General features: G+C 47.7%; 6 protein-coding genes. 1 reads left to right on the top strand and 5 read right to left on the bottom strand.

Features of this window, described 5'->3' with window-relative positions; all coding sequences use genetic code 11:
• Positions 1-80: 80 nt before the first annotated feature.
• Together MHI38_RS22335 and arfA are read right to left on the bottom strand one after the other, a co-directional pair.
• Positions 81-3,680: an S-layer homology domain-containing protein gene (locus tag MHI38_RS22335; protein ID WP_341181711.1), complete on the bottom strand. Its 3,600-nt coding sequence runs from the start codon at positions 3,678-3,680 to the stop codon at positions 81-83.
• A 655-nt stretch (positions 3,681-4,335) separates the two neighbouring features.
• Positions 4,336-5,841 (bottom strand): arabinosylfuranosidase ArfA, encoded by a 1,506-nt coding sequence (gene arfA, locus MHI38_RS22330; protein WP_341181710.1) that lies wholly within the window; start codon positions 5,839-5,841, stop codon positions 4,336-4,338.
• A 181-nt stretch (positions 5,842-6,022) separates the two neighbouring features.
• Between arfA and MHI38_RS22325 the strand changes: the two genes are divergently transcribed.
• On the top strand, positions 6,023-6,943 hold the full coding sequence (locus MHI38_RS22325; protein ID WP_420874687.1) for an ArsR/SmtB family transcription factor: 921 nt from the start codon (positions 6,023-6,025) through the stop codon (positions 6,941-6,943).
• Positions 6,944-7,020: 77 nt separating this feature from the next.
• Here the strand turns inward: MHI38_RS22325 and MHI38_RS22320 are convergent, their stop codons facing one another.
• From MHI38_RS22320 to MHI38_RS22310, 3 genes are all read right to left on the bottom strand, one after another.
• Positions 7,021-7,848, bottom strand: coding sequence for a C40 family peptidase (locus MHI38_RS22320; protein WP_341181709.1), 828 nt, complete (start codon positions 7,846-7,848; stop codon positions 7,021-7,023).
• 542 nt (positions 7,849-8,390) lie between these two features.
• Positions 8,391-11,666 carry a glycoside hydrolase family 48 protein gene (locus MHI38_RS22315; RefSeq protein WP_341181708.1) on the bottom strand — a complete coding sequence of 1,092 codons (3,276 nt, stop codon included), beginning with the start codon at positions 11,664-11,666 and terminating at the stop codon, positions 8,391-8,393.
• A gap of 96 nt (positions 11,667-11,762) precedes the next feature.
• Positions 11,763-14,684 (bottom strand): glycoside hydrolase family 9 protein, encoded by a 2,922-nt coding sequence (locus tag MHI38_RS22310; protein WP_341181707.1) that lies wholly within the window; start codon positions 14,682-14,684, stop codon positions 11,763-11,765.
• Between the last annotated feature and the right edge of the window lie 35 nt (positions 14,685-14,719).

The raw sequence follows: 14,719 nt of genomic DNA, 5'->3' as shown, positions 1-14,719 counted from the left end.
GTGATGCGGTCTTTTATGGATACTTTAGTTTTAAATTAAGTTAAGTTAAGTTAAGTTAATTACTCTGGTTTACATGTTGCTCAAATCAGATTAGCCTTGGCAAGCAAACGTGCGACCATTTGAGCCACCTCGGCACGGGTAACGAATGCATCAGGCGCCAAATCAGTTCTGCCTCGACCAGTGATCACACCTGCTTCAATCATCTGCGCTGCACTCTTGACGGCCCAGGAAGATATGCCTTTTTCAAGCCCGTGATCCGCAAGAATCTGTTGAGCCTGTGCCTCTGATATCGTTGCGGATGGTGTTGCCAGTTCCAATGCTCTGGCTAATAAAACCATAGCTTCTTCCCGGGTCATATTACGATCAGGTTTAAAGCTTCCATCTGCATAACCGTTAACCAGATTATACTCATGGGCGCTACCAATCGCAGCTGAATACCACGCTTTCTGAGGTACATCAGAGAACATATTATTCACGGCTGTTGGTGCAATTCCCAGCGCTCGTGTAATGATCGTGGCAAACTCGGCACGGGTCATTTGCTGATCTGGACTATAGTTTCCATCACCTGTTCCCTCAATGATCATTCTGGAACCCATATCATTTACGGTGTTCTGTCCCCAGTGTCCAACCATATCCTTGAATTGAACGGGATTCAGAATCAGGGCATACGTGCTGTTGCTCAGACTGTTGATTACCGCTACATAGCGTCCGTCTCTGAGCGAAATACGAGTAGGTACATGCCGTACGGTTCCGTCCGGGTTAACAACTACACCTGTAGTAATACCGGAATTGGTTTTACCATTTTCAAGAGTGATTGTTCGCTCGACATACGTGTTAAATTGATGGATATCTACGGATTGATCGCCGTACACTCCCCTCACTGCGAATTCAACGGGTGCACCTTCAACTGTAAATTGATTTTGTTGCGCAGCGCGATTTACAGCATCATTTGCCGCCTGAGCAGGTTTGCCTATCTCCACTTGTACCTTCATGCTCTGCAAGGCAGTTCCCTCGCCAAAACCTTTAACAAGTGAATCAAGTGAAATCTGGCTGACAGGAAGGCTGTATGTTGCAAAATCCGTCTGTAACTTCAGAACCGCGCGGGATGCTTGCATCTCTTGGATCATGGAGCTGTCCAGTTCACCAACCAACACATCTGCGCCAGAAGGCACCAGAATGGTAACTACAGCACCTGAACCTTCGGTAGCCAACTTCTGTTTTAATTTTTCTGGATCCATGCTAACCTTGCTTACAATTTGACCCTCTTTGGTCGTTTGAGTTAAGAAGCCGATCTGTTCGGATACACCATTAACCAAAACATTGATGCCTTGATTGATGCCCGGCTGAGGTGTCGATGATGTACCACCGGTCGTTACCCCACCTGAACCAGAGCTGTTGTCTGAACCACCTCCGCTTGAAGGCAACGCAGGAATAACGGTATTTGAAGGAGTAGATGCGAGACTGCTACCTACTACATTAATCGCTTTAACCGCAAACGTATAACTTACGCCATTGGTCAGACCTGTTATGGTCATTGGGCTTGAAGTTCCTTTTACCTGAATATTATCTGGGGAAGCTGTCACTTCATATTCAGTGATCGGGCTGCCTCCATCCTCACGTGGAACATCAAAGGTGATCGTCGCCTGACCATTGCCTGCGATTGCTTTTACATTCCTTGGCGCATGAGGAACGGTAGGAATCTTCAACCAAGGTGTTGCTTCACTAACCACACCATTTATGCGCTGCACTACGTAATACTCGCCGCCTGCTGGCAGATTGTCAAATCGCATTTTGCCGTCGGATTGCAGTTCAGGCGCATTCGAAACCGGTATACCGTTCGTTAGATATAAGCTGACCGTCGCTCCTTCATAAACCTGATCGACATCCAGATATCCAACACCTACACTCCCTACAGGTTTCCTCAATTGAACACCGACAAAAACGGAATTATCACTTTCTTCACCGTCTATGGTTTGTGTTACATAGTACTCTCTATTATCAGGTATTACATTTTCAAAACGATATGTGCTTCCTGTAACGGGTTCGGAGGTAGCTTTCAATATGCCGTTGCCCTCTACCAGATAGAGCTTCAATACAGCTCCAGTGGTGAATCCGCTTACGTCAATATATTCCGTTCCTGTTACTACTGTCGGACTGCCAGGCTTGGAGATGGAAAGTTCGACGTTGCTGGTGGATTCACTTACTACACCGTTGATCTGCTGTACAGCATAATATTCGGTTCGTTTCTCCAACCCTGTAAAAATTACTTTTTCTGACTGTCCCATGCCTGCTGTCTCTGATGAAACCAATCCCCCAGTTCCTTTGTATAAAGAAACGGTTGCACCTGGATATACATTGCTGACCGTGACCGAAGTGGAATCAGCACTAGCTTGAGGTTTTCGCAAAATAGAATTGGTAAAGTCCGAATTCGTGCTTACCTCTCCGTTAACCGTCTGAGTAATGTAGTATCCTCCTCCGGATTGAGGTACAACGGACTGAAACAGGTATGTGCTCTGTGTTACAGGAGGCGACGTGGCTTCAAGTGAGCCATTCGATGCGCGGTACAGTTTCAGGATCGCTCCGGATGTAAAACCGCTGACCTCAATGCTTTCCTCCTTGCCTTCAGCTACAGGTTGCCCGGGAATATTTGGTGATACGTAAACGACATCAGAATCCCTGACAACTTCATTGATGGTTTGCTTCGCAAAGTAGTAGGAACGACTGTTCAGATTAGAAAAAATAATCGTTCCATCCTGTTCATCAGGTGTGTCAGAAAATAAAGTTCCATCCTGATTGTGCAGCGTAACGGCTGCTCCTGGATAAATGTTGCTGACTTTGATTGAATTAGCATCCACGATGACTTGTGGCTTTCGCAAAATGGAATTCGTAAAATCGGAATTTTTACTTTCTACGTTATTTAACGTTTGCGTTACATAATAGCCTAACTTTTGAGGCACCACGGCCTTAAACGTATACGTAACATCCGTCACGGAAGGTGAAGTAGATATTAATTCACCATTACTCACCTGATACAGCTTTAGAATAGCACCCTCATGAAAGTTGCTGACTACAATCTGTTCGGGTTCCAGTTCCAGTTTGGCTTCCGCTGTAGGCCTTTCTGGAGTTACAGTGACTTGGTTCGAGCCTGTACTAACGACTTCATTAAATTTCTGAACAACATAGTAACCTGTTCCTGCTGTCACGTTTTTGAACAGCACCGTGTTAGGGGATTGTACTTCAGCAGTGATGCCAACAGGTGTCCCGTTGGATTCATACAGTTTCACTTCCGCTCCAGGATAAACATCGGTAACCTTGACTTGCTCCACATCACCTTCCGCTTGAGGGATACGGAGACTGGAATTAACAAATACTGAGCCATCACTTACTGCACCGCCCACCGTTTGAGTGACATAGTACTGCTCATGATCAGGGACGACTTGCTCAAACAAATATGTGCCTGTAACGGGTGGAGACGTAGCTACCAGTCCCCCGCCATTGACCCGGTAGAGCTTCAGTACAGCATCGGCTTCAAAGCCGGTAACCTCAATGCTTTCTACTTTAGAAGTAACTATTGGCGCAGCTGGAGCGGCGAGTACCACAGGCACTCTCCCCCACATCGTCAGAACCAAACTCACAATCAAGCAGATTGCTGTAACCCTCAAAACCAACCTTCGCTCCATAGCATCGCTCTCCCTTTTCACCTGTGTATACTCCGGGACGCTTTAACGCGGAACACCCCCGTATTGCCGATAACGTCTGGAATATAATGCTATACTATCATAGAAAATATAATATAAGTTGATATTTTTCGACTTTATTCGCTAAAAATTTCAATTTCTAATTTATATTAGATAAACCTGATTCTCCGCACTCATCATTTGTATAATGTAACTTAATTGCTGGTCTTTCTAACGATCACAGTAGACCCTATTTGGAGTGTTTTCGCCACTTTAAAATTCTAACGATCACAGTGGACCCTATTTCAGCGAAATGCCCACTTTTCCCTGGAATTTTACCCCTTTTTACTAAAATAACGTCTCTCATGATCGTTAGAATTAAAATGTGGCGTTAAATGCCTAAATAAGGTTTCCTGTGATCGTTAGCGCAATTGGACAGCGAAAAGGGACTCTACTGGGGAACTCTTCTGAAAAAAAACGGTATGCGAATATTCGCATACCGTTTTTTAATGCACGTCGGCCTTACTTACCCACTTCAAACTTACTCTATTTCAGGTTGAGCCTACCGAAAACACTCGTATTGCTTCAACCTTATCTCACGCCAGCCTTAGCATCAATTCAGTGGCTTGCATACCATCATAAAGCCACTGCCTGCCTCTTATTGCACCTTCAAACGAATCACGTTCCAGGATGCTTTCGCCAGACTCGCGGTGATGAGCGTATCGGATACTACTGCTCCTCCACGATTATGCGGAACAACATTGTTAGGCTGTGCAGCTGTGTTAACCGCTTTGAGATCGTCCGCTTCCAGAACGATGTGCTCGATCAGAGTGCATTTGCCAAAACTGCGCAGATCCACTTCAAGCGGCAGAGATTCTTGCAAGTGACGATTGACCGCAAACACAGTTACTTCTCCCTGCTCTTCGTTATGCACCGCAATACCTTCCAGATAAGGAACATCTGTAATTTCTTTCGTATCGTATTTCGGTGATTGAATCAGAGGCACAAGCGCTGTGCCACGGCCATATACAGATGCATGCATGAACGGATAGAAGATGCTCTGTCTCCATGATGCTCCGCCCGTTTCGGTCATAATCGGAGCAATTACGTTAACGAGTTGAGCCAGACACGCCATTTTAACCCGATCCGCATGTTTAAGCATACTGATCAGCATACAACCCACCAAGAGTGCATCCTCGTGATTATAAATATCCTCCAGCTGCGGCGGAGCAATCTGCCATGCGTCCATTTTGGAATCATTCTCATGGGAGTGATACCAGACGTTCCACTCATCAAAGGACAGATACATCGTCTTTTTACTGCGTTTCTTCGCTTTGATATAATCACATGTCGCTTTCACCGTATCGATGAACCGATCCATCTCCAACGAGCGTGCCAGGAAGGTTGGCGTATCATCCTCCGGATTACCATAATACTGGTGCAGAGACAGATACTCCACATGATCATACGTATGATCCAGTACTGTTGCTTCCCAGTCCGGGAAAGAAGGCATGCCCAGGTTCGAGCTCCCACACGCGACGAGTTCAATCGTTGGGTCCGTCCACTTCATGACTTTGGCTGCCTCAACGGCAGTACGTCCATATTCTTCAGCAGTCTTATGCCCAATCTGCCAAGGTCCGTCCATTTCGTTGCCCAGACACCATGTTTTGATCCCGTGAGGTTGCTTGTATCCATGTTTAATCCGAAGATCGCTGTAATACGAACCTTCCGGGTGGTTGCTGTACTCCACGATATTACGGGCAGCATCCGCACCGCGTGTTCCAAGGTTAACCGCCATCATCACTTCGGAGTTAGCCTGTTTAGCCCAATCCACAAATTCGTTAAAACCAAATTCATTGGTTTCAATCGTTCGCCATGCCAGATCCAGCCTGCGCTTCCGCTCAGATACCGGACCTACGCTATCCTCCCAATTGTAACCGGATACAAAATTACCACCTGGATAACGTACAATCGGCACATGAAGCTCCTTCACCATTTCCAGTACATCTGTACGGAACCCCTGCTCATTGGCTGAAGCATGCCCCGGCTCATAAATTCCGCCATATACAGCACGTCCCAGATGCTCAATGAATGAGCCATACAAACGCTTATCCACTTCACCAATTGTAAAATCTTTATCTACCGTCATTTTCGCTTTTTCCATGAATGATCTCATCTCCCTAAGATTAATATAAAAATTAATTGATATTCTATGGATCAACGTTCATATTTATATTAAAATCTATAACAGCACATAATTCAACCCGAAATTTGAAAAATGTTATTCTTTTCGTTGAATTTATGTTTAACTTAATTCTATAAACGAAATTGGAGGAACATCTGTGATTAGAGCAAATACCGATGCCGAATGGCTCCCTTTATATGAAGCACTTGCCAGTGAAGTTCGGCTACAGATTATCCGCCTTGTGGCTGAGACACCAATGAATGTGAAAGATATAGCGGCATCCCTCGGACTGAGTAGCGCAATTGTTACCATGCATGTCCGCAAACTTCAAGATGTCGGCATTATTCAGTCCAAAATGGTACGCAAGGATGGCGGTACACATAAAATGAACAGCCTGGCTGTCGACTGGATTGGCATCTCCATGCCTCAAGAAACCGGAACATCCCGCAAGTTTCACGAGGTTTCCATCCCTGTTGGGCACTACACGCATTTTGACGTATATCCTACCTGCGGTTTAGCGACATCTGACCATGTCATTGGACAATATGATGATCCTCGTTATTTTTTGGACCCGGACCGGATGCATGCTCATATCTTGTGGATGGGACGCGGATTTGTCGAGTATAAAATTCCAAACTACGTGTTAACCGGGCAGCAGATTGACGCCATTGAGCTGTCACTGGAGATCGGTTCAGAAGCCCCTTCCGTTAATCCAAACTGGCCTTCAGATATTACGTTCACATTGAACGGTATTCGTTTAGGGGAATGGACCAGCCCCGGTGACTCCGGCAATGGACGCGGCATATTCACGCCTGACTGGTGGAGTGATATCGTTAATCAGTATGGCATGCTTAAAGTGTTACGCATAACCCATGAAGGCACGTTTATCGATGGACAGCTTCTGTCGAGCATCACACTCGCTGATATTCCAGTGGAACGCAATCAGTGGACGTTGCGCCTTTCTGTGGAGGAAGATGCACGTCACGTCGGCGGAATGACCCTGTATGGTGAAGGATTTGGTAACTACAATCAAGACATTTTGTTCCGATTGTTCTATCACGATGGAATAGCACCTTTGTAAAATAAAGCACAAAAAAACACCTTTCATTTGCCAAAATAACGGTCAAATGAAAGGTGTTTTAATTTTATATCACTGTCCTACAACGCACTGCCTCCGAACAAGAAGCGGGATTCCCAGTGCTTGCCGGCAATATCACTTACTGTCACACCGCCGCCAGCATTGGAGTATGTATGCAGTATTTTACCATTCCCCAAATAAATACCCGTATGTGTAATCGTCGCCTGAGATTTGTTCACGCCACTGTAGGCTGATGCAGAAGTGCCTTTGTAAGACATAAAGTACATCAGATCACCACGTTTCAGGTTTTTCCAATTCGTTGTGACTGTACCTTTCTTCTTCACATAATCTCCTTGTTGGCGTGAGTCTGCCGGAAGTGTAATGCCAAGTCCGTCAATAAAAGCCCGCCTTACAAAGCTGGAACAGTCAAACGTTGCCACACTATCACGATCCGATGCGTATTTGTAAGGTGTCCCCATATACTTCATTCCAGCCGCAATAACCTTCTCTACTGCAACACTTCCCTGACTTGTTGAGCCCTGACTAGAACCCGAGCCACTTGAACCGCTAGTCGTGCCCGTATTGCCTGTTGTTGATCCACCGCTTATCGCTTGTGTGTATTTGGATGAAGACGAGATATAACCTGTCCGATTAGAAGCATCTTTGATTTTATACCAATCCGATCCGGATTGCTCAAGCACAGTTAATGTTTCTCCTTTGGAAACCATACGAATGACTTTACCAGATGACGTTGGTGAGGTTCGAAGGTTTACACCCCAGATGACTTCTACTTTCGATTGATCTGCCGCTGCTGCGGATACCTGTCCTGTGAGCGCTGCCGTTGTAAGACTTCCCATCAGCATTGCTGCTGTTACACTTGCCGTAACAATGGTATTCTTCCAGTTCATGATGTCGTGTCCCTCCGGATATTACAAAATTTTAACCAAGAAGCCATCTTCCCGGCTCGCCTTATTGTAAACGGGCATTCTCTAACGTTCATCAGCCCAAAGTCCTGCAAGGGTTGAGACAAGTGTGAGCACTAAGGATCAGGGAAAACGTTCTTCGGCTGGAAAAATAGAGCATGTCCTACACGGAATGAACGGTTAATTTTTTGTAACTAATTGATACACCTTAGATTTCCACGTTTTGGTCAGGCAGACCTTTGCTACATGCGCATGCAACCTATGCACTAGATTTTAATATTTCTCCTCATCTAACTGGAAAACATTACTACGTTTCATTTCGTTTCAATCTGGAATCCTTCTTTCACAAATGAAAATAAATGGATTTAAATCGATATGCACGTGAAAAAACCGGAGATTTCTCCCCGGCCTTTCATCGGAAGTATAATCAACAGCAGATTGGAATAAAAGATCAGGCTTTCCGTTCCCGGCCCCAATTCCTGAAACTAACCCTTTCCCTTCATTCCATGCTCTGCTTGCTGATTCAATTATGGCTCCATTCCCCATACCTTCACGCCATCCTGGTATGCTGTTACTTTTGTCCATGCACCAAATGCGGTTTGTGTAGCGTCGAAGGAGTAATCATTCGATTGATCAAAATTCGTCCAGTTGTTTTTGGAGGAACGTGTTTGAATGATTCCTGTCTCAGCCCCAGCGGCCAGACTACCTGCCCCGGCAGTGAAGCTGATCTCCAGATACGTATCTGCCGTACCTTTTGCCGGCTCCACAGCTACAAATTTGCCCTGCACATTGGCACTGCCAACCTGTGCATAGTCACACCAGAAGCTCAGATCAGCGGCACTATCTTTCGTAAAGTAATAACGAAGTTTCACTTTGCTCAGATCGACGGCCGTCGTACCTGTATTCTTCACATTGAATTGTGGTGTAAGCGAGTTGCCTGAAGCACCCGAGCCTCCATTGCGATACTGCACTTCAAGTGTTCCGGTTGAAATTGGAGCAGCCATCGGTGTCACCACAACCACATTCGAGTTCGTCTGTCCATCGGCATTGATGGCAACCACTCTGTAGTTATAGGCCGTACCATTCACTGCTGTTGCATCGGTATACGTCAGTGCCGTCAGCCCTGTCGCAAGATTGGCATACGCACCTGTACCTGTGGAACGCTGCACGTTATAGGTTGCCGCTCCGGTTGAAGCCGTCCAGTTCAGCACAGCTTTTGCATCCCCTGCTGTTCCACTCAGGGTAAAGGCTCCTGGTATAGCTACTCCAGCCTGCGGTGTTGCTGTAACCTGCGCAGATGGCGCGGACTCACCAGCACTATTTACAGCAGTAATGACATAATAGTATGCTTTTCCATTCGTCAGTCCGGTGTCTGTAAACGTAGAACCGCTAACGCCAGTTGCTACAGAAGTGTACGGGCCACCGTTCACTTCAGCACGTTTTACGGTATAGGAAGTTGCTCTCGCCGCAGCATTCCAGTTCAAGACCACTTGTTTGTCACCGCCTGCAGCAGTTACACCTGCAGGAGCGGCAGGTGCTTCCACGCCTGGTGTTTCGCTGTCACCAAGGAGACGGTCGAACTCTCCATAAGCGGTGGCCATATCAACCTGTGACCAGAAACGGTGATACGTAAAGGTCGGTGCACCATTTTCCCACTGCTTCGTGGTCGGGTTGTAAGATGTTTTGTACTTGTTCTCCAGATAAGCCCAAGCCGGATCTTGCTTGATTGCAGGACGCAGATCGGAGTATCCGATGTACACGCCATTCCCGCCTTTTGCCGGATCGGAAGGTACACCTGCGGTGCCTGGAATCGTATTACCTTGACCGAACGTACCCGTCCAGTTCGCCGGCAGATAGATCTCTTTCGCGAAGTAACGGAAGTAATCTTTACGCTCTTCCTCTGTCACAATACCTACACCATCATTGTAATCCCAAGCTGTATCGAGCAACGTCTGAGCCAAGTCTTTGGCTTCCTGACCTTTCACACTGAGCGTACCGTTCTCTGCCTCAGTTCCAGCTGCGAAGAACGTCAATGCTTTGATATAACTTCCCAGTACCCCTGTATCCTGTACTGGATCTTTAGTAATGGCATGGAAGTTTGGATTATTTGTATAGGTGCTGAATCCATTCCATTTATCCGGCTGTCCTTGCCATTCCTGACCACCTGGAATCCAGAACTCGCCTGGAGCCGGAGTTGTTGCTACCTGAACATTTTTTCCACCGAGAATACGCTGTCCTGCAGCATTCAAATAGTAGCCTTGAGCATCCGTTACAGGGCGCTCACCAGCAAACACATAATCTTTGGTCCAGTCCACCCATTTTGTAATGACCTGTTTAGCCATTTTGAAGTTCTCAGAGGTCAAGTCACCGCTCTCTGCCAAGATGTAATACATCTCCGCCACACGCTCCAGCGGCCATGCCTGGAATCCGAACCACGTGTTGGAGTCCGGGTCGCGATATACTGGTGCTTCCTGATAAGCCATATCATAGAACGTGCTCACACCTGCCGGGTAAGATGCGTAGGAACCACCAATGCTGTTGGTTGCCCCGCCGCCAACTGCACCTTCATGGGATTGCAGCCATGTGTAGAATTCGAGCTGACGTTTTAACGTCGCATTCCAGTCCGCTTTGGCTGTAGGTGACTCTGGAATCAAGCCGCCTGCCGGATCAGACAGGGCATATGCTGCAACCGGGTTTTGATAGGCTTGGTGCGTGTGACTTGCCCCAATACGCCATGCCCAATCCCCGCCTTGACCCAATCCACCGCCCCATGACGTATACCAAGCCATGAGATACATGTTGGAGTCTTTACCTGTACCTGGGGTTGGTGTACCGTTCTTCGCACTTCCAACCTTCTGGAAATACTTGTCGTACATCCCGTACCGCAGATAATCACCCATCTTTTTGGCTTTATCAAGATACTCCGTATTGTTATAGCCCATCTCTTTCGCCCAGTACAGTACCTGTACTGCACGCGCATCCGCATCCGTTGCATTGGTATAACGCCACTGTGCCGATGGTGCCTGATTTTCCTTCGTAAACAGACTCATGAACCCTTCGCCTGCTTTACCAAATGATTTATCATCCTGGGATGGATGAGGAACAGCCTCCCACACGGACTCCTGCTCCCCACGCTGGAACGTATTCACATACGTTGTTGTATGAGAAGGATTCAGCAGATTTCCGTATCCATACCAGTCATCCACGTCGATCAGCCAGTGCATCAGATATGTCTGATTATTACCATAGGTTGCCTTGAGCTCGGCATCGAGTGGGTCCTTACCTGCTGCATACTGACCATTCAGATTGGAAGGATACTGGTCAGGGAATGGTTTTTCCGCTGCATATGTTGCAGGACTGTTTGGATTATAGAAACTCATCGTTGGTTGCTCTTCCTTGCCGTCCCCTTCATTCACCGGAATAATGTACTTCTCCATGTTATCCCAGGCTGCTTCCAGTTTGCTCCAATCGCCCGTGTAGTGACCATACATCGTTTCTAGCCACAACCAGTAACTGTACGCCTCCGACGTAGACATATGTCCATAATCCGGTGCCTCACTCAGCAACGTTTCAATGGAGTGATAAGGAATCCCTTCTGGAGAAAAGTATCCGTTCGCCGGGTCTTTTAATTGACCGTATAATTGCAAAAAGCGAGCTTCATTCACTCCATCGGCCTGAATTTCAATCGCCTGATCGGCAGCATGTGCCGTTTCAGGACCAGCCCAGAGTCCCGTGTATCCCGTCAGCATGACGGTTCCTGCCAGCATGGCAGTTAAACTCTTTTTTGCAGCTGTTTTCAACATGAATATATACCTCCCTGGAATAGTGGAAATTTAATATCGATGCTGCTGGTCTGCCCATGCTGTTCTTTGGCCTCTTGCCTGTCAAAGTTCTTTGATTTACGGCTCCAGCCCCCATACTTGGGTACTGCCTTGATACGCGGTCACTTTGTTCCATGCAGCAAAAGCAGTCTTGGAACCATCATAGGAGTAGTCATTGCTCTGATCGAAGTTACTCCAGTTATTTTTTGAAAAACGTCCCTGAATCACGCCCGTTTCTGCTCCGGCTGCCAAACTTCCCGCTCCAGAGGTAAAACTGATCTCCAGGTACGTATCCGCCGTTCCTTTTGCCGGATTCACGTTCACAAACTTGCCTTGCACATTGGCTGTACCCACCACGGCGTAATCACACCAGAAGGTCAGATCCTCTGTGCCATCTTTGGTAAAGTAGTACCGGATTTTCACCGTGCTCAAATCAATAGGCTGTGTGCCTGTGTTCTTCACATTAAACTGAGGGGTTACCGCATTGCTGGAATTCCCGGACCCTCCACTTCGATACTGCACTTCCAGCGTACCCGTTGACACAGGCGGTCCCGAAGGTGTCAGTACAACCACGTTAGATAACGATTGCCCACTTGCGTTTACGGCAACAACCCGGTAATTATACGAAGTTCCATTAAGCGCTGTCGTGTCCGTGTAGGTCAACACAGTCAGCCCGGTCGCTACATCCGCAAACGTACCATTGGCAGCGGCACGTTGTACCTTATAGCTGGCAGCTCCAGATGCCGCTGTCCATGACAACACCGTTTGATTGTTGCCAGCTGTTCCACTTAAAGTAAGAGCTCCTGGCACAGTTGAACCGGCCTGCGGCGTCCCGAGCACTTGAACAGAAGCTGGCGATTCGCCGGCTGCGTTTACAGCGGTCACCACGTAATAATACGCCTTGCCATTCGTCAATCCTGTGTTGGTGTAAGTCAATCCATTCACACCTGTCGCAACGGTTGTGTACGGGCCACCACTAACCTCGGCACGCTTCACCGTGTATGATACAGCCCCAGCGGAGGCAGTCCAGCTCAGCGTCACCTGATTGTTGCCAGGCGAAGCTTGCACTCCAGTAGGAGCGACTGGCACGGTCACGGGTGTAACACCCGGCTCCTGTCCATATACCTTCACTCCAGCATCATATACAGGAATGTGTGCACTTTTTACCGGAGTTCCTGTCGTCAGGTTCTGGTAGGAAGGATCATTCGCCGGATTCCATGCCCCTTGCGGTCCGGTAATCCGGAACTGAACTTCCTTGCGATAATTCCCCTCTCCGCCTGGATAAATTTTGGTATTACTGAAGTCTGCTGTAACGGCGTAGATCCGCTTGGCGGCATCCACGACGACAGGTTGAGAAACGGTTGCACCTTCAGTAGAGGATACTGTGACTTGAACATCGGATACGGTGCGTCCCGCAGCATACACTTCACTCAAATCGAGGAAATATTTGAAGGAAAGCTTATCTCCCATCCGTGCAGGCCAACCTGAGCGGTTGTTAAGCAATGCACGGATTTCCGTATAATTGGAGCCTGATGACCGCACGGCAGCCTCTACAAAGTACTCGTCACCTTTGACTTCAGGAGCAGGGAAATTCGCCAGAGGTTGATGATTCTGTCCATAGAGCAGATTCATCTTGGCGAGTGCACCCGTGAAGCCCGCATTATAATCCGTCGCCACCTCATTGCTCACATAGTCCGAGATATCGTCCGTATACTGATCTGACGCATTTGGTCCTCCCACCATGGCGCCGTATAAAATATGACGGTGATTTGCCGGAATATCTTCATTGTTCATCCATGAACTATGAGCGGTACGATGATGCGGATGCTGTGGCGGATTTTTTCCGTATCCGACAACATAGCTGCTCTGACGAGGATTATCTCCTAAAATGTAATTCATCTGTGAAGTCGCAAAATTTTGATATCTGGATTTTTTCACAGGGTCACTAACCCAATCGGAGTACACGAATGCAATGAATGCTGCATTGGCTGTATATCGGAGTGAACCCCACTGATCCAGCCAGGCCAATCCGCCTGGGGTGTAAGTCACACGCCCTCCATTCGTGCCAACCGTCCAGTAATCGAGATTGCGCTCGGTTGATTGGATGAACTTTGTTGCCTCCGGCATATTCAAACTGGAGGTAATCCGGGCCAGCAGAATCTGGGCACCGTAATGTTTACTATCCCAGCCCTGTGTCCAGGTATAGGGCCAGTTCGCCGAGCCTCCGCTTGTAGACCACCGGTCTGCAGCTGCCATCGCCTTGGACAAGTAAGCGTTGTCATTAGTAGCTAAATAAAGCCATGCTCCGCCCCATGCAAGCTCATCCTCATATCCCGTCCACGAATTATAAAATGCAGCAGCATCGGTAATACAATCGGTGTATTTTCCCCGATATGTATCTGCGAAGTTGTACAGTTCTTTCGCGTGCTGAAGCATCTTCGCCGAGTAGGTTGGATCATCATCCGCAAATACGATGGACGCCGCCGCCAGTGCAGCAGCTGTTTCTGCTGCCAGATCACTTCCCGGACAGGAAGCATCGATCTTGAAGGAAGGCCGGTTCATCTGCATCACCTCTGCAGGTCCCCACCAAGCATGATCGATATTGCCACCCCCGACTTGCCCCCATAATTCATTTGGCTTCGTATGCGCTTTCATAAAATAGTCGGTTGCCCACCGGATATTGTCCTTGATCTCCTCTAATTGCCCAGCTTGCTCATAGCCATCGGCATACTCGACGACAGACCATGCCAGCATCGTTGCAGAAGCTGCCATTGGAAAACCGAATTTCACATGATCTCCGGCATCATACCAGCCTCCAGTGAGATCCACACCGACATCGGCGCCATCCTGCATCCCCGAGTCGCCCCGCCATTCAACCCGGTTATTGGCAGGCAACGGGCCTGAGCGTTGCGCTTCATAGAAATATATGGCCTTCTGTAGTGCTTCGGCATAGTTATGATCTCCGGCGGCCGCATCCGCCTGACGTAATCCTGTATTCATAGAAAAGCTCCCTGCGAGAAGTCCTGCCGATAACG

Source organism: Paenibacillus sp. FSL K6-1558 (assembly GCF_038002565.1).
Taxonomy (GTDB): domain Bacteria; phylum Bacillota; class Bacilli; order Paenibacillales; family Paenibacillaceae; genus Paenibacillus; species Paenibacillus polysaccharolyticus.
Note: the sequence above shows the minus strand (reverse complement) of the source record. Positions and strands in the feature narration are given on the sequence as shown.

Bases quoted from the DNA above. Each gene is read 5' to 3' on its own strand.
- arfA (WP_341181710.1), bottom strand. From the start codon at position 5,841: ATGGAAAAAGCGAAAATGACGGTAGATAAAGATTTTACAATTGGTGAA.
- MHI38_RS22320 (WP_341181709.1), bottom strand. From the start codon at position 7,848: ATGAACTGGAAGAATACCATTGTTACGGCAAGTGTAACAGCAGCAATG.
- MHI38_RS22315 (WP_341181708.1), bottom strand. From the start codon at position 11,666: ATGTTGAAAACAGCTGCAAAAAAGAGTTTAACTGCCATGCTGGCAGGA.
- MHI38_RS22335 (WP_341181711.1), bottom strand. From the start codon at position 3,680: ATGGAGCGAAGGTTGGTTTTGAGGGTTACAGCAATCTGCTTGATTGTG.
- MHI38_RS22310 (WP_341181707.1), bottom strand. From the start codon at position 14,684: ATGAATACAGGATTACGTCAGGCGGATGCGGCCGCCGGAGATCATAAC.